Below are 17,736 nucleotides of genomic sequence, written 5' to 3'. Positions count from 1 at the left end.
TTTTACTGTTTGCGGGAATCATAATCCCATGAGTACACTACTTATATTTCCTATGTATGACTCGCCAAAGGACAACCAATCGTAACAGTTGTACCTGCCCCGGGTTCACTATAAATCAGGAACTCACCCCCAAATGAGTCAGTCCGTTGTTTGAGATTGAGGAGTCCGTTACCATTGTTATTCTTTTCTTCATATACAAAACCTATACCATCATCCTGTATGATAAGCAGAAGATTTTCAACTTCTACCAATATATTGATGTATACATTCTGCGCTTGAGAATGCCTTACAATGTTATGGAGAATTTCTTTGTAGACCAGAAAAAGATTCCTGCGACTTTCATTTGGTATGCGTAGATTGATTTCCTGAGAAGGGAAATTGAAATGTAAAGCAATGGGATGATGTTCGAATAAAGTATAGGCTGTTTCTTTGGCCCGGAAAGTGAAGTTATCAACTGAATTATGAACCGAATGAAGGCTCCAAATGATTTCTCTCATACGGGTGATGACTTTTCTGGAAGTTTCTCCAATCCGACTGATCGTCGGCTCTGCGGCAGCCCCTGAGCCGTTCAGCTGCTTAATTGCAACATAACTCATCACGCTTATACTACTCAGATCGGCTCCCAATTCATCATGTAAATCTCTCGAAATATCATCTCTGATACGTATCAAAGCGGATTGTTTTCTGTCATTCTCAAGAAGTTGTTCAATCAACTGCTCTTGTGCCTGTATTTTGTCCAGTTCGTTTTTTCTATTCTGCACCGACATACCCAGCGTAAAACATAATACTTCCATGATCACACCTATTTCCATATAGGTTATCGGAAACGAAAGTGCTGTATCTGGATTTCGGTTAAAAATATGAGGCAAAAAATTAGTGGTGAGCGCAAAAAGGCAGCCCAAAACAAAGAAAAAAGAGCCTGCTATAAAGTAACCTACAGCTACTTCTCTTAACTTAAGAATGCGGGGTACCACAAAGAGGGCACCTAAGGCAAGCAGACAACGGAAAAAGATATAGGTATTGCTCTTAACCACATTTGCAGAGTCCCCAAGATAAAAAGCAAAGTCAACTGCAATTTCAATGGCAAGAATAATATTCATAGCTCTGAGTATCCTGTAACTAAAAGGATCCAGCCGCGGAATATCGATCAGGAGAATGGCAAACCTGATGTACAGAAGAAAAGCCAGGGATTCTACTGCAGCCACTTTGAAGTTGGTGCCCGGTAAATAGTTTGCTTTGCCATAATCGATATCATCCCAGTAAAAAGTGACGATCATGCAAAGAATGTAGAGAGCATATTGCCAGTAAATAGGCTTGCGATGCTGGATGTATGAAAACAGCGCATACAGTGCCATCATTGATAACATACCATCAAAAAACAACCGCAGCTGTGGATAAGGTATGGCAGGAAACATGCTGTTGGTTAGGGGGTTATATCAACCAACAATGTACGAAGGATTCTTGTGATTTAGTGCAAGCTCTATAGAAACATACTTTCAATTCAACTTCTTATATTGGTAGGAATAATCAGGAGCAATCTGAAGAATCAGTTTGCCTGGCTCTACAATAAATGGCACTGTACGATTGGCTAGTTTGCTAAGATAATCACTTTCGAAGTTCATATTGGGGCAGGCCATCAGGGTACCCGTAAAACGTCCGAAATGAATTCGCTTTCCCTGTACCTCCATCGAACTGCTGAATTCATTGCAACCTGCAAACGCAAAAACCTGATTCAGGGCAAGATTAAGTTCCATACGCGGGAGACCTTTGGGGAAGGAGTTGATATCAAGTGGTGCTTGATTAATACTTTCCAGAACCCATACATCATTCAAGCGGTAGTCAGACAAATAGGATCCGCAACCAGTAAAGCGTTTCTGACCGTAGCTAACCTCTACGGTTTTGGGAAACTCTTTTCCTGACATACCATCTTCGCAAGGTTTGTCAAATATAATCACTTCAATAGTTTGAGGAACTGTTTGGACACGATAGCTTGTGGCAGCTACGTCCTTGAGTCTGGTGCCATAAGGAGTTGCTATAGATACAGAGTCCCCCTCGAGTACTTTGAAGGTAATATTCTGATCGAAATTGATTTCAAGTGACCAGAAAGGTTCGTTGCCGGAGGCTACGAAATCAACTCCACTTTCCAGCTTATTCATCAGCTGATCAGTATATTTAGCCGGACCTTTATCTCCATAATCCAGCGGTGGAGTATGATTACTTACTCTTTGCTGTTGGCTGCATGCTGTAAACAGAAATACTACCAGAACTGCATTTACTATGTTTTTCATACGGATGTCTTTTCCGGATATATCCAACGATGTTGAGGATTACTGGGCTGGTTCTTACTTTAGTTTTGCCAAAAGTTTCTTACCTCTTGATCGGAATGCCGCTGTTTCAAATTCAATGTTTTCCTGAATGACGAGTTTGAGCTCATTCCGGATTTCAGGGTACAATTTCGAAAGATTGAAAATTATGTGTAACGAAAAGGCTTTTATAGCCACTGCAGTGTGTTTTTTCTGAACAAAATCAAAGCATGCATTTAAAACTTCGCCATGAAGTGGCTCTGGAATATATGTATCTTCTAAGATTCTGAGACTGTTACGGACGACGGCATCGTGTGCGTGAGGCTTGGATATCTGACTAACGATAATATTCAAATAAGGTTGTATCGCTTTCGGATTTTTCTGTGCAACCCAACTTAAACTCCAGGCTGCTCTTTGTGCCAAACGTGTATCGCCGGAGGTGTAACAATCAACCAATTCACTCAATAATATCTCAGAGTCAACTGCATATGTGGCTATCTGCAGCACTAATGCTTTGGATTGAACCTGATGTTTAAGAAGCTCTTCCCGGATGTTCATTTGTATCAGATCCTGTCCAGATTGGTAATAGCTGCTCCAATATAATGCATTTTGAGAGAATGAGGTAATTATAAGTATAAAACCGGTTTCTCATTGAAACGAAAAGGTCTCACGCAGTGAGCATGAGACCTTTTTGATGATCAGTGTCAGGATCAGAAATTGTTGTCACCTACCATGTCTTCCGGCTTTACCCATGCATCAAATTCTTCCGGAGTAACATAGCCCAAAGCCACGGCAGTCTCTTTTAATGTAGATCCGTTTTTATGAGCTGTCTGCGCAATTTCAGCTGCTTTGTAATAACCGATTTTTGTATTCAATGCCGTTACAAGCATCAGAGAATTGTTCACGTGCTTTTTGATATTTTCATGCAAAGGTTCGATACCAACCGCGCAATTATCATTGAAAGAAACACAAACGTCACCGATGAGTCTTGCTGAATGCAGAAAGTTGTAAGCCATCAAAGGTTTAAAAACATTCAGTTCAAAATGACCATTGGAACCTCCGATACCAATAGCAACATCATTACCCATTACCTGAGCTGCCACCATCGTCATCGCTTCACATTGCGTAGGATTCACTTTGCCAGGCATGATAGAGCTTCCTGGTTCATTATCAGGAATATAAATCTCGCCAATTCCTGAGCGTGGTCCCGATGACAACATACGAATATCATTACCGATTTTCATCAGACTCACTGCAACTGTTTTCAATGCGCCGTGAGCTTCTACAATGGCATCATGCGCTGCCAGTGCTTCAAACTTGTTTTCGGCTGTAATGAAAGGCAGTCCCGTTAAAGTAGCGATATGCTTTGCCACATTTTCCGAATAACCGGCAGGAGTATTGATTCCGGTTCCTACTGCAGTACCACCCAGTGCAAGCTCAGAAAGATGCGCAAATGAGTTATAGACTGCACGCAGACCGTGATCCAATTGAGAAGCATATCCAGAGAATTCCTGGCCCAATGTTAAAGGAGTCGCGTCCATGAAGTGCGTGCGACCGATTTTTACCACGTTACGGAATGACTCAGCTTTTGCTTTCAGCGTATCGCGCAATTTTACGATACCAGGAATTGTAACATCTACCAGAATCTTATATGCAGCGATGTGCATGGCAGTAGGGTAGGTGTCGTTGGAAGATTGCGATTTATTAACGTCGTCGTTAGGGTGAAGGACTTTGGTTTTATCAGCAAGTTCACCTCCCTGTAAAACATGTCCCCGGTAAGCAATTACTTCATTGCAGTTCATGTTAGACTGAGTACCTGATCCTGTCTGCCACACTACAAGTGGAAACTGATCGTCAAGCTGGTCAGTCAGAATTTCATCACAAACTTCACCGATCAGGTCACTTTTTTCTTTTGGCAAAACACCAGCCTCATAGTTTGTAATAGCAGCTGCTTTTTTGAGGTATGCAAAGGCTTTAATGATTTCCTTCGGCATCTTGTTGATATCCTGTGCAATAGGGAAATTCTGAATTGAGCGCTGAGTTTGTGCACCCCAGTATACATGGGCAGGAACCTGTACTTCTCCCATGGTATCTTTTTCTATACGGTATTCCATTTGATGATTTTAAATGAATAGGTAAAAGGTATAATTTACAAGTGGGTAAAGTTAGGACTGACAGTGGAGTTTTGGTATTTTTTATGGAGAAATGTTTCTTCTGAAAGGCAAAAATGCCGCTGGTGAGTCTGCCCCACAAGAATGTTGTCAGAATGAGCCTAGCGGAACGGAGCACTTGATACCGATGTGAGGCTGTATTGACAGCAATGGAAATATTGCAACTGCACCAACATGAACTGAAGGAGAGGATTGCTATTCCATCCTGCTTATTTTCAGCTTTATGTATGATTTTAGCCGATTCAATAAGTTATTCAAATAAGCAGTTGACTTAACTCATACATTTAGGAGCTTTTTCTAATTCGAAACTCTTAACTTAATAAGTCGATGTCATCTAAAATCCTCGTTACCGGAGCAACCGGAACCATGGGCAGAGCCCTTGTTCAAAGCCTGTTATCAAAAGGTTTGGCATTTGACGCAGCGGTGCGGGATGTAGAACGCGCAAAAGTGCAGCTGGGAATCTCGGATCATCTCGTTTATTTTGATTTTGAAGATCCCTCTAGTTTTGAAAAAGCTACAGAGGGTGTAGATAGTGTTTTCTTGCTTGGCCCACCATTCAATTTGGAGATTGTGGATCTTTTGTTTCCGTTCATTGATTTCTTAAAAGAGAAGAAAATAAAAAAGGTGGTATATCTATCTGCACTGGGTGAAGAAATTATGAAAAATCTGCCCTGGCACATAGCCATAGCCGAAAAATTACACAATGACGATTTTGACTACACGGTACTTAAACCTTCTGTTTTTGCTCAAAATTTCAAAAATTACGCAGGTGATATGATCATGAAAGACAATGTCATTTTTGTAACTGCCGGAGAAGGTCGTGTTGCCTTTATTGATGCCGATGATGTTGCAGAGGTGGCTTCCATCGTTTTGACAAAGGACGGGCATAGTAAGAAAACCTACCCGCTGACAGGTCCTGAGGCTTACACTTTTTATGATGCCGCTGAAATATTGACGGAAATTACTGGAATGCAGATTTTCTATCCAAACCCTACTGACGAGCAATTTATAGCCGGATTAACTGCCGCCGGAATACCTGATGACATGATTCAGTATATGTTGCGAGCATATGGCATGATGGCCAATAATAACACCGACATCATTAATAATGTTGTAGAACAAATAACAGGCAAAAAGCCCTCCTCTCTCAAAGATGTGTTAATCCGTGATTTCGCTTCCTGATTAACCTGAAAATTGTAATTAAAAGGAAAGAGCAGGTACCAGAATATACCTGCTCTTTTTGTATTTTTATGGCTAATGATAAAGGCACCTGGAACCGGAATGAAGCCAGGGCTGCTTTGGGTAATAGGATTTATGCGACTAACTTGCCACCTCATTTGGCATAGGACACCCATAGATTGTCATTTGTTGTCAGGTTTAGTCATTGACCATACCTGACAACCTACCGATGAATAACCATTTAATATTTAAAGTTTTGACCTTAGAAGAAAGAATCAACAAGTCGGAAACAAGCGTTTTTAAAACAGTTTTTCCAAATAACACAAACCATTACGATACGCTTTTCGGAGGAACTGCCTTATCCATGATGGACGAAATAGCTTTTATCACCGCCACCCGTTTTTCCCGCCTGCGTTGTGTTACCGTGTCTTCTGATCGCATCGATTTTACACATCCTATTCCGGCCGGAACGATCATTGAGCTTATCGGACGTGTAGAGCATGTAGGTAATACAAGTATGAAAGTGCGTGTAGATATTTTCGTAGAACATATGTACCATGAAGGACGTGAAAAAGCAGTATCCGGTATCTTCACCTTTGTGGCGCTGGACGAAAGTCACAAGCCTACAAAAATATTTCGTGGTTGAGGATCTAATCAGGTTCATCATGCTACAGATACTACTTTTAGATTAAATGGCTTTATTTGTTGAGAATTAGAATTGTTTATGCACAAACAGCCGGATTATATTTCTCAATTGGATGGTCTTCGGGCAATCGCGATTGTGCTTGTTATTATATTTCATTGGTTCCCTGAAGGTGAAGGTGTCAACAGAATAGCAAACGGTCCTTTAGGCGTTACGCTCTTTTTTGTTTTAAGTGGTTTCCTCATAACCAGAATACTCCTTTCAAACAGAAATTATCTCGGAGAACAGGGCTTTGCAGGAGTTTATAAGAACTTCATGATCAGGCGGATGTTACGGATTTTTCCGCTCTATTATCTTACACTGCTGCTGGTCTGGCTGGTGCAGTACGTTCCTTTTATTCCAAAGATATCTACACAGCTTTATTCCAATCCGTTATATTATGTCCTGTATCTGTCAAACTTTCTGATAGAAAAACTGCACGACTGGTCGGATGTTTTATCGCCATTCTGGTCGCTGGCTGTGGAGGAGCAGTTTTATATTCTGTGGCCGGTTGTTATGCTTATTACGCCTTCTCTATATGTGAAGAGGGTGATTATCTTGACTATATTGCTGGGTGTAGCATCCCGACTTGTTTTTTCGGTATATAGTCTGGATGAAGGAGTATTGATGCCTACCTGTCTGGATGCTTTTGGATTGGGGGCGATATGGGCATACACATTGTATTACAACGATGCACCTGAAAAATTCCTGAGGTTACTAAAAATAGTTGCAGCACCGGCACTGCTATTGTTTGTAATTATTTGTTTTGGATATGGTGGAGTAGTGCTGAAGACAATTATGTTCCGGACATCGATGTCCGTTTTTTGTCTTTATCTGGTAGCTACAGCCAGTTATGGAAATGGTTTTAAATCCGTTTTTGGTACAATCCTGAACGCCTCTCCGTTGAAGTATATCGGAAAGGTGAGCTATGGCTTGTATGTTTATCATATGCTCGTGCCCGCCTTGGTCATTCCATTGATTGTCAAGCTGGCCGGGAGATTTTTACATGTTGAATTCACGGTTGATGGCTTCACCGGCGTCTTTTTCGCCTTCATTGTTTTGATGATTGTAGCCTCCTTATCCTGGTACTGTTTTGAAGCACCTTTCAACAATCTGAAACGATTTTTTCAACTAAAGAGAAGCAAATAAAAAAACAGCACTGACCTATTTTGTCAGTGCTGTTCGTCATTGTTATCAAAATTTCTTTTTCCGAAGAGATCTTTCATAAAGTAACTGAAGCATTCCGTCCTTAAGACCCACATCAGGAACGTGAATAATTTCGGCACCGGCCCATTTCATGGCTGAAGTATAAATATCTCCGGCAGGAACAATTACATCGGCACGGTCAGGGTTCAACTGAAGTTTATTGATCCGGTCATCCAGAGAAAACTGAGCAATGTAGTCCTTCATCCGGGTTATTTCTGCCAGACTGGTAGACTTGTCGCTAAGTTTAGAAGACAGGTCAAACAGTTTATTGATATTACCACCGGTGCCTACCGCTTGAATAGGTTTTGAAAAATCTACATGTGCAGTAATCCATTCCTGGACCTTAGGCCACACATTTTTGGATTCTTTTCCTTCCAGAAGTCGCACAGAGCCGAGTTTGAACGATTTGGCGATGATTTTTTTTCTATCCTGGTACAGATTCAGCTCAGTGCTGCCTCCGCCAACATCAATGTGCAGGTATTGTCCATCATCCAGTGACTTCACTACTACATTGTTTACCAGCTCAGCCTCACGCTGTCCGTCAATGATTTGTATATGAATACCGGTGCGTTGCTCTATATGTTCACGGACTTCATGTCCATTTTCAGCTTCACGCATGGCTGATGTGGAACAAGCCATATAATCTTCTACTTCGTGAAGCTCCATCAATAGCTGATAAGCCAGCATGAGCTTCATCATGCGATCTTCACTTAAAGCAGAGATCTTTCCTTGTGTGAATACATCGTGTCCCAGTCGAAGGGGAAACCGGACATATTCTACTTTTTTTAAACGGGAGATGCCTTCATCCTGCAATACAGAGGAGATTTGCATACGGGCCCCATTCGATCCTATATCTATGGCCGCGAATTTCAAATGCTTATTGTAAGGATTAATAAAAAGCCAAAAATAGCTGTTTCAAACAAAAAACTCAAAGATCCCCGGGCTGGAGGATCTTTGAGTTTACATTTTTTTTCCAATCTGATACAATAATTTCATTTTGACACCCGGCCCCGTTCGTTGGGTTGTAGGATTGAGAGGCTTGAAATAGCTGTAAACATAGCCCTCTATCTGAACGACAATCGGGTGCCAGCTCTTCTCAATTCCGGCTGTAACATTCATGGAATTGAAAAGTGGGATATCCATTTTTCGCTCCAGAGATTGATTGTTAAACTCTTTTCCTGTTATTGGAAGCCAGCAATCGTAAGTAATTTTCTCCTTTCCGTTAAGTGTTACATTTGTTCCGGCACCGACGAAATAGCTGAAATCTTTAGCAACCTCATTTCTGTATGCCAGCGTCAGAGGTATTTGCAGTAATGTAGGATTTACGCTGATATTTTTAACCTGAAAGGCCATAGGCACTTCTCCAGGATGCATTTCTTTGAAATCACCTTTATTCTTTTCTTTGAATATTTTTTCCGATCTGAAATTCATTGGTTTGATTTTCAGCCAACTAAGACCGGTCGCTATAGAGAATTTTTTACTTACTAAAACTTCGCCCACTATTGTTTTTACCTGATTATTGCCTTCAAACTGAAATCCTGCGCCGAACCTGTAAGGAGCTTTGATGTTAAGCTGAGGGATAATATGATCCGCCTTTGCTGTTTTCTCAACCTTTTTATGATCCGGAGCAGCAACTTTTGAAACAGGGGTGGTAGTCGCCAGCCATACTTTCCGTGTTTGTTTTGGAGACATCCTGTTAGCCATTGCATACTTCATTGCGCGATAGCTCCCGTTTTCTGGCGTCACAGGGCTTAATTCCGTTATGTGGCTGAAATTTTCGTCCAACGCCTTCGAAGAATAAGATTCTCTACTATTACTCCCGGAATTAATGATTCTGTTTCCGGATGCTACCGAAAGGCTTGACGTTTCTGTATTTTGTGCGAGTTCAGTTTTTTGTTTTGGAACTTGATTCGCATAAGTTTCAAGGCTATGTTCATCCTGATTTGAGACAGATACAGTTTTCTTATTGTAAGAGGTATTTTCAGAATTAGCATACACGGCTCGATTAGTCACTTCATTAGGATGAGGTATATCTGCCAGTTTTTCTGAAGCGTATTTCTTAGGATAACTCAAAATGGGCTCACGAATAATATCTTTCTGTACGATATACACAGTATCCGTCTTTGGAGCAATCGAAGTTGAACTGATCATTCTGATCTCATTCCTAAGTTCAGCCAGATCCTGTTTCAATTCTTTCGTTTGAGACAACTGATTTATATACAAGAACGCCATCACGGTGGTTACCGATGCGGCTGCTGCATATCCAAGCCATGAACCATATTGTTGCCAAAAACCAGGAGGATTATGAACCTGCATATAGCTTTGCATCTGGGCCCAGTTATCCTCATGAAAGTCCGGTGAAATACTCTCTAATTTTTGGCGTATAGTATTTTCAAATTTATTAGTTTTCATTTCCTTTAAAAGACTTTACAGCCCAATCACTTGGGAAGAGATGTGGGTAATATTTTTTTATCAGATGTTGCAAGCGAGCTCTTGCACGTACATAATGCGAACGGACCGTAGCTTCGTTAATCTCCAGCATTTCCGCAATTTCCCTGTGATTGTAACCGTCAACCACATAGAGTAGAAACACGTTTTTGTAAATTGGCTTGATCTCCTGTATCAATTCCAGAATTTCATTTGCGGTGATCTGGCTCACAACATCTTCATCAAAACGCGGATACGGCGCATCTTCCAGAGATACGGTATCTTCGTTGTATTTTTTGTGTTTACGATAATAACTGATGGCAGTATTTACCATAATTGTGCGCAGCCACGCTTTGAAGGGATGGTTGCTGTCATATCTGTCTATATTGTTAAATACCTTCAGAAAACCTTCGTTCAGGACCTCTTCCGCTTCTTCGGCTGTGGAAGTATAGCGCAGACAAATACTTTTAGCGTAGCCAAAAAACTGTTTATATAAAGCACGTTGTGCCTGACTGTTGCCAGCAGAACAAGCAGAAACGACAGACTTGAAGTCGTTCTCATCAAAAGATATTTTTCTTCCAAATAGCAAAGTTAGGGCGTCAAATTGTCAGGGATAATGCTTATTAAAGTAAGTTACGCAGCACATAACCTATCTGTTGCAGAGGAGGTAGAAATATTTTCTTAATTTTTTTAAACGAGATTGCAACACATGCATCACGGGTAACGTAAAGGCTATATGAACGTCAAAAATGGCGTTTACTGGAATGATAAAAACAAGGCTTGAACCTTTAGAAATATAAAGATTTTTGTTAGGGGTGAGTTGGAATACGGTGCTGAAACTTTCGGTACCGTATTTATTTTTTATGGACCTGCATTTCCAGCTCCGATGAGTTTTTAATCTCACCCATCACAAATAAACTGTGTGTACTACCAATATTTTCCAGTGAACCCAGTTTTTGCATGAGAAACTGTTGATATTGAGACATGTCCTCAACTATGATTTTGAGGAGAAAGTCATAATCGCCGGATATATTGAAACATTCCGTTACCTCCGGCATAGCAACCACAGCTTTTACAAATTTTTCACCCATCACTTTGGAGTGCTCTTTCAAAGCAATGTTGCAGAACGCCATCAGTTTCTTACCTACTTTTTCGCGATCCACCAGAGCAACATATTTTCGGATTACGCCTTCCTTTTCCAATCTTCTCACTCTTTCGTAAACGGGTGTATAGGAGAGGTTTAGCTTTTCTGCCAATTCGCGGGTTTTTAAAGTAGCATCCTGCTGAAGGTACTGGAGTATTCGCGCGTCTGTTTCGTCAAGATGATGCATAGATAGAATATCTTTAATCAATTTTAATTCATCCAAAGATGCGATAAGTTATGCTAAAATCGGACCTCTGTTAGGTTAATAATCTGTTTTTTTTCATTTTATTGAATAAAACATCTATTGCAGTAAATTTGTATCATGATAATATTGCGTACTGCCCTTCGAGCGTATGTGAGCCAATTGAACTAACGGAAAATGATATAATGGTAGCTACAAAGCAAAATGATATTCGTGAAATTTTGAAAAGTCGTATTCTGGTGCTGGATGGTGCTATGGGTACGATGATACAACGCTACAAACTGGAGGATTACGATTATAGTGGAGAACGGTTTAAAAACTGGGCGCACGACGTTAAAGGGAATAATGACTTACTTTCTCTGACCCGCCCCGACGTAATCAAGGAAATACATGCTGCCTACTTTGAAGCAGGGGCTGATATTGCTGAGACCAATACATTTTCAGGTACAACCATTGCCATGGCTGATTATGGAATGGAAGAGCTGGTATATGAGCTGAACTATGAGTCGGCCCGTCTCGCAAGGGAAGTCGCCGATGAGTTTACTGAAAAGAATCCAGACAGACCGCGTTTTGTAGCAGGTTCAATAGGGCCGACAAACCGTACGGCATCTTTGTCGCCAGATGTGAATAATCCTGGTTACAGAGCCGTCAGTTTTGATCAGCTCGTTGAGGCTTACTATGAACAGGTAAAAGCACTAACAGACGGAGGTAGTGATATCCTTTTAGTAGAAACCGTATTTGATACGCTGAATGCGAAGGCTGCGCTTTTTGCCATTGACAAATTTTTCGCAGATGCCAGAGCTGGTAAAGTAGAGAAACTGGCATCCTGGAGAGTAGGAAAGGATGGCGCATTGCCGATCATGGTGTCAGGTACTATTACAGATGCTTCAGGAAGAACACTTTCCGGACAGACTACCGAAGCATTTCTGACATCTATTTCTCATTTGCCATTGCTTTCAGTAGGTTTAAACTGTGCTTTGGGTGCCGATTTGATGCGTCCTTACGTGCAGATACTGGCGGATCACGCTCCATTTTTTACATCCGCTCACCCCAATGCAGGTTTGCCTAATGAAATGGGAGAATATGACGAATCGCCTGAGCAAATGGGCGAAGTCGTTGAAGGATTTCTGAAAGATAACCTTGTCAATATCATCGGCGGATGTTGTGGTACTACACCCGGGCATATTCGTGTTATTGCCGATCTGGCAGCGAAGTACACACCAAGACCAATAGATAAGACGGATCCGATCCTGAAGTTGTCTGGATTGGAGCCAATGAATATCACACCTGATGCCAATTTTGTAAATATTGGTGAAAGATGTAACGTATCCGGTTCGAAAATGTTTGCACGTCTGATTCGTACCGGTGATTACGATGCGGCACTTTCTGTAGCGCGGGATCAGGTTGAGAACGGAGCGCAGGTGATTGACGTCAACGTGGATGAAGGAATGATTGACGGTGTGGAAGCGATGAAGACATTTTTGAACCTGATGGCAGCGGAACCTGATATTTCACGTGTCCCTTTGATGATCGATTCTTCTAAATGGGAGGTGATCGAAGCTGGTCTTAAATGTGTGCAGGGAAAGGCGATTGTAAACTCCATCTCGCTGAAAGAGGGAGAAGAAAAGTTTAAGGAGCTTGCGCAAAATGTACTGCGATATGGAGCTGCTGCAGTAATTATGGCGTTCGATGAAAACGGGCAAGCTGATAATTATGAACGCCGTATTGAGATATGTGAAAGAGCTTACCGGATTCTGGTTGATGAAGTAGGTTTTCCGGCTCAGGATATCATTTTTGACCCGAATATCCTTACTGTTGCAACGGGTATGGAGGAGCATAATAATTATGCTGTTGACTTTATTAATGCAACCAGATGGATTAAAGCGAATCTACCTCACGCCAAAGTTTCCGGTGGTGTATCCAACGTTTCTTTCAGTTTCAGAGGAAACGAGCCTGTCAGAGAGGCGATACATACGGCTTTCCTTTACCATGCTGTGAAGGCAGGAATGGATATGGGAATTGTGAATGCCGGTCAGCTGGGTATCTATGATGAGATTCCAAAAGACACTTTGGAGCTGGTTGAAGACGTACTGCTTAACCGGAGAGAAGATGCCACGGACAGACTTATCACATTTGCAGAGACGATAAAGGATAAAGGTAAGGTAGCTACCGGACCGGATCTGACGTGGAGAACGCTGCCTGTTGCAGAGCGGATCAGTCACGCACTGGTGAAAGGCAATGCCGACTATATAGAAGAAGATGTAGCAGAATGTCTGCCTATGTTTACGCGCCCGCTGGAAGTGATCGAAGGTCCGCTGATGGATGGAATGAGTATAGTAGGAGATTTGTTCGGAGCTGGAAAAATGTTTCTTCCCCAGGTAGTGAAATCTGCGAGGGTCATGAAAAAAGCTGTGGCATATCTTCAGCCTTTTATCGAAGCCGAAAAGCAGGAAGGATCATCCTCTGCCGGTAAAATATTACTGGCAACTGTAAAGGGTGATGTACACGACATTGGTAAAAATATTGTAGGCGTGGTGCTGGGCTGTAATAACTATGAAATTATTGACCTTGGCGTGATGGTGCCAACGGACAAAATTCTGGCAGCTGCGATAGAGCATAATGTGGATATTATCGGATTATCGGGGTTGATTACGCCTTCGCTGGATGAAATGGTAAGTGTTGCGAAAGAAATGGAGCGACGACATCTTAAAATGCCATTACTGATCGGTGGTGCGACAACTTCACGTATACATACAGCGGTGAAGATTGATCCAAATTATTCAGGAGCTGTAATTCATGTGCTGGATGCTTCACGGTCTGTACCTGTTGCAGGAAAACTGATTCAGAGTGACGCGAGCCAGGCGCAGGTATTGCTCGATATTAAAAGCGAATACGCCAAGCTCCGGGAGGATCATGCAAAGAGAGGCGGCGAAAAGGCACATTTGGCTATAGATAAAGCGCGTAGTAATAAAGTGAAGATTGACTGGGCAAATTTCACGGCAAAACGTCCTGAATTTTTGGGAACAAGAGTCTATGACGATTACAGCTTATCTGAAATTGCTGAATACATCGACTGGACGCCGTTCTTCCAGACATGGCAGTTGCATGGGAAATACCCCAAAATATTTGAAGATAAAGTGGTGGGCGAAGAGGCTTCCCGTTTGTTTGAAGATGCTGCCGTATTGTTAGGCCAAATTATCAGAGACAAAAGTCTGAAAGCAAAAGCCGTAATTGGTTTCTGGCCGGCTAATTCGATTCAGGATGATATTGTACTTCATCCTTTTGAAGAAACGGGCATCGCCAATGAATCACATGGTTCACACCAGCATCTGGAGTATAAAATCAGTCAGCCTGCACTGGATAACCTGAGCGCCGGTGAACTGGTAAATGATACATCCATTGTGTTACACCATTTGCGTCAGCAAACACAGAAGGCATCTAATCTTCCCAATTATTGTCTGTCCGATTTTGTGGCTCCTCTCGAGACCGGTCGTACTGATTATATCGGTGGCTTTGCCGTGACGGCAGGTATTGGTATTGAGGCGTTACTGGATAAATACGACAGAGATCATGATGATTACAACAGTATTATGGTAAAAGCTCTGGCCGATCGCCTCGTGGAAGCATTAACTGAGCTTATGCATGAAAAAGTACGTAAAGAAATCTGGGGTTACGCAACAACCGAGTCATTTACGAATGAGGAATTGATCAAAGAGGCGTATACAGGTATTCGTCCTGCGCCGGGTTATCCGGCCTGCCCTGACCACACAGAGAAAAGAATGCTTTTTGATATACTGGAAGCTGAAAAGCTGGGAATTGTGTTGACTGAAAGTTTCGCAATGTATCCTGCAAGCAGTGTGAGTGGCTGGTATTTTTCTCATCCGGATAGCCGTTATTTCCCTGTCGGTAAAATCCATAAGGATCAGGTGGAAGATTACGCGAGGAGAAAGAATATGCCACTAGAGGAAATTGAAAAATGGCTGTCCCCGGTTCTGGGATATTAGTCATCAATTTCGAATTTGCAGAGCGTCCTGAATGATGAGATTCAGGGCGCTTTTTCGTTTTGACCAAATGTTGTAAAAAAATGTGATTTTTTTTATAGCTGATTAATAGACGTTTATACCTAAGTATTAGATTTTAGCCACTATACGGGCATATTTATTTTGTGACTATTTCTGCGCTTTCTCGTTTAAGTAAATATTTAGCGAGGGCAATATACTTTCATTAAAAATCAGGTAATTATACGCTATAATGTTAAGTATTTACGTTGAATATTTGTAACCCAAACCAGTGAATCTAAATACTTAGTCATTCTCAAGGCCATGAATAGGAAAATATCTGTTTTTATCTTGTTGATCTTAATGGCGTCTTCTTTTAAGTATCGCGCCAAAACAGTGGAGTCAACATCTGCGGCACATGCTGCGGTTGCCAAATTGCCAACCTCTTCAGCAAAGGCACCTAAAGTTAGTTTTGATGATTTTATGGTTAGTCTGCAGAAGGCAAATCAGGAACTGGTGAACGGTAATTCAGAAGCTTTTAAGGCGTTATGGTCAAAGGACCACGATGTTACTGCTATTGGCAAACGTAGCGAGGTACGTGTGAAAGGATGGGAAGCAGTAGAAGTGAAGTTGGATGCACATCAAAGCGCGGTTGAGTCTGCAAATGAATATGCTTACGAAAATATTACGACACAAGTAGGATCAGATCTTGCATATTTGTTACAAACAGAACATTATCGCAGGAAGGGAGAGAAACCAATCGACTTGCGTGTTACTTTATTGTGCAGACTTGAGAAGGACGGTTGGAAGATTGTTCACCGTCATGCCGATGAAATGAAGGTAAAATGATATAAGATCTATTCAAATGATGATCTTCGCCGGGCTCAGATTCACAGTCGATAAATTCACTTTAAGTTTTAGCTAATTATTTAGTGCAAAATATTCAGGGAATTCCTTCATTGGGATTCCTTTTTTGTTTGTCACTGTACGAATATTAACCGTAAATGATGCTTATTTTCAACTCCTTCTGATCGTTGATGCATGTAACATTAATTTGTTGTTATTTTGCAGCCTTAAAAAATAGCATCAACTTATATTCATGGAAAGATTTACCGGTCTGATTGGTATTGCCCTCATTTTAGGAATTGCGTATGCGATGTCCAACAATCGTAAAGCCATTAATTATAGAACCGTTGGCGTAGGGCTAGGGCTGCAGTTTGGCTTAGCAGTTTTTATTCTACGGACAGATATAGGGCAGAGCGTATTCCAATGGCTGGGCGAAAAGGTACAGAAACTACTCGCATTTTCTGATAAAGGCGCCGATTTCGTTTTCGGAACATTAGTTCGTCCTGAACTGATGCAACGGGCATTTGGACCGGGAAATGATTTTGTCTTCTTCTTTAAAGTAATTCCGACTATCATCTTTGTAGCTGTTTTGGTGAATATGTTATATCACCTGGGAATCATGCAGCGGATCGTATCCGTGATCGCCCGTGGTGTATATTGGCTGATGGGCGTGAGTGGGGCAGAAGCCGTTTCCAATGTAGCCAGTACGTTTGTAGGGCAGGTGGAGGCGCAAATTATGATCAAGCCTTACTTGAAAAATATGACTAATTCGGAGTTAATGGCTTCAATGACAGGGAGTTTTGCATGTATAGCGGGTGGTGTCATGGCGGTATATATATCGCTTGGTGTTCCAGCCCCATATCTGATTGCAGCAAGCCTGATGGCTGCTCCGGGAGCATTGGTGATTTCCAAGATTGTGTTTCCTGAGACGGAACAGTCCAATACCAAAGGTGCTGTTAAACTGGAGGTAACCAAAACACATGCCAATTTGCTCGATGCTATTGCAGCAGGTGCAAGTGAAGGGCTTAAGGTAGGTTTCAATGTAATCGCAATGCTAATCGGATTTATAGCGCTGGTAGCTTTATTGGATTATTTGCTTGGATTAATAGGTGGTGTTTTTTTATTTCCTGAGTTGAGCTTCAACTTTCTATTAGGAAAAGTGTTCTCGGTTTTTGCATGGGCAATGGGCGTTCCTGGAAAAGATATAGAGGCAGCAGGCTCACTGATGGGAACCAAGATGGTCATCAATGAATTTGTGGCTTATCTTGAAATGGTAAAAATGAAAGAAGCATTGGATCATAAAACCATTGTGATCACAAGCTTTGCACTTTGTGGCTTTGCTAACTTCAGTTCCATCGCCATCCAGGTGGGAGGTATTGGTGAACTGGCTCCTTCCCGCCGGGCGGATCTTGCACGGTTAGGATTCAAGGCATTAATTTGCGGAACACTCGCGTCTTATATGTCGGCTACGCTGGCAGGATTGCTTTTATAGCATCAATTAAGATTCAGATACTGCAGAGGAATGGAAGTACATCCATTCCTTTTTTTGTATGATCATACCATTCATTGTATGGCCTT

14 protein-coding genes are annotated in these 17,736 nt (G+C 41.7%); 6 read left to right on the top strand and 8 right to left on the bottom strand.

All coding sequences use genetic code 11. The features are described from left to right. Nucleotides 1-50: 50 nt before the first annotated feature. The 4 genes from AC1XUE_RS08710 to fumC all read right to left on the bottom strand — a co-directional run bounded on the left by AC1XUE_RS08710 (nt 51) and on the right by fumC (nt 4,417). Nucleotides 51-1,415 (bottom strand): sensor histidine kinase, encoded by a 1,365-nt coding sequence (locus AC1XUE_RS08710; protein ID WP_483355546.1) that lies wholly within the window; start codon nt 1,413-1,415, stop codon nt 51-53. An 81-nt stretch (nt 1,416-1,496) separates the two neighbouring features. Beyond that, on the bottom strand, nt 1,497-2,288 hold the full coding sequence (locus AC1XUE_RS08705; RefSeq protein ID WP_483355545.1) for an META domain-containing protein: 792 nt from the start codon (nt 2,286-2,288) through the stop codon (nt 1,497-1,499). Between the two features lie 54 nt (nt 2,289-2,342). Continuing rightward, nucleotides 2,343-2,861 (bottom strand): hypothetical protein, encoded by a 519-nt coding sequence (locus AC1XUE_RS08700; protein ID WP_483355544.1) that lies wholly within the window; start codon nt 2,859-2,861, stop codon nt 2,343-2,345. A gap of 152 nt (nt 2,862-3,013) precedes the next feature. Then, on the bottom strand, nt 3,014-4,417 hold the full coding sequence (gene fumC, locus AC1XUE_RS08695; protein ID WP_483355543.1) for a class II fumarate hydratase: 1,404 nt from the start codon (nt 4,415-4,417) through the stop codon (nt 3,014-3,016). 384 nt (nt 4,418-4,801) lie between these two features. Between fumC and AC1XUE_RS08690 the strand changes: the two genes are divergently transcribed. The 3 genes from AC1XUE_RS08690 (at nt 4,802) to AC1XUE_RS08680 (ending at nt 7,484) form a co-directional block, all read left to right on the top strand. After that, entirely contained in the window at nt 4,802-5,656 is an 855-nt protein-coding gene (locus tag AC1XUE_RS08690; protein WP_483355542.1) for an SDR family oxidoreductase, read from the top strand. A 253-nt stretch (nt 5,657-5,909) separates the two neighbouring features. Beyond that, the gene (locus tag AC1XUE_RS08685; RefSeq protein ID WP_483355541.1) at nt 5,910-6,299 is read left to right on the top strand and encodes an acyl-CoA thioesterase; all 390 of its coding nucleotides are present in this window, start codon (nt 5,910-5,912) and stop codon (nt 6,297-6,299) included. Between the two features lie 78 nt (nt 6,300-6,377). Next, nucleotides 6,378-7,484 (top strand): acyltransferase family protein, encoded by a 1,107-nt coding sequence (locus tag AC1XUE_RS08680; RefSeq protein WP_483355540.1) that lies wholly within the window; start codon nt 6,378-6,380, stop codon nt 7,482-7,484. 45 nt (nt 7,485-7,529) lie between these two features. Here AC1XUE_RS08680 and AC1XUE_RS08675 read toward each other — a convergent pair whose 3' ends face one another. From AC1XUE_RS08675 to AC1XUE_RS08660, 4 genes are all read right to left on the bottom strand, one after another. After that, nucleotides 7,530-8,414 (bottom strand): Ppx/GppA phosphatase family protein, encoded by an 885-nt coding sequence (locus AC1XUE_RS08675; protein WP_483355539.1) that lies wholly within the window; start codon nt 8,412-8,414, stop codon nt 7,530-7,532. 87 nt (nt 8,415-8,501) lie between these two features. Continuing rightward, nucleotides 8,502-9,953 carry a hypothetical protein gene (locus AC1XUE_RS08670; RefSeq protein ID WP_483355538.1) on the bottom strand — a complete coding sequence of 484 codons (1,452 nt, stop codon included), beginning with the start codon at nt 9,951-9,953 and terminating at the stop codon, nt 8,502-8,504. Continuing rightward, complete coding sequence (locus AC1XUE_RS08665; RefSeq protein WP_483355537.1) at nt 9,943-10,557, bottom strand: RNA polymerase sigma factor; 615 nt, start codon at nt 10,555-10,557, stop codon at nt 9,943-9,945. The genes AC1XUE_RS08670 and AC1XUE_RS08665 overlap by 11 nt, the downstream gene beginning before the upstream one ends. A gap of 265 nt (nt 10,558-10,822) precedes the next feature. Further along, a complete protein-coding gene (locus AC1XUE_RS08660; RefSeq protein WP_483356009.1) occupies nt 10,823-11,299 on the bottom strand; it encodes an Lrp/AsnC family transcriptional regulator in 477 nt (158 codons plus the stop codon). Nucleotides 11,300-11,499: 200 nt separating this feature from the next. Between AC1XUE_RS08660 and metH the strand changes: the two genes are divergently transcribed. The 3 genes from metH to AC1XUE_RS08645 all read left to right on the top strand — a co-directional run bounded on the left by metH (nt 11,500) and on the right by AC1XUE_RS08645 (nt 17,650). Then, on the top strand, nt 11,500-15,318 hold the full coding sequence (gene metH, locus AC1XUE_RS08655) for a methionine synthase (protein ID WP_483355536.1): 3,819 nt from the start codon (nt 11,500-11,502) through the stop codon (nt 15,316-15,318). Nucleotides 15,319-15,675: 357 nt separating this feature from the next. Beyond that, nucleotides 15,676-16,161 carry a YybH family protein gene (locus AC1XUE_RS08650; RefSeq protein WP_483355535.1) on the top strand — a complete coding sequence of 162 codons (486 nt, stop codon included), beginning with the start codon at nt 15,676-15,678 and terminating at the stop codon, nt 16,159-16,161. Nucleotides 16,162-16,411: 250 nt separating this feature from the next. After that, nucleotides 16,412-17,650, top strand: coding sequence for a NupC/NupG family nucleoside CNT transporter (locus AC1XUE_RS08645; RefSeq protein WP_483355534.1), 1,239 nt, complete (start codon nt 16,412-16,414; stop codon nt 17,648-17,650). Nucleotides 17,651-17,736 lie beyond the last annotated feature (86 nt).

Source organism: Dyadobacter sp. HNCC25DJ187, assembly GCF_056895255.1.
This window is presented reverse-complemented; position numbering and strand designations above follow the sequence as displayed.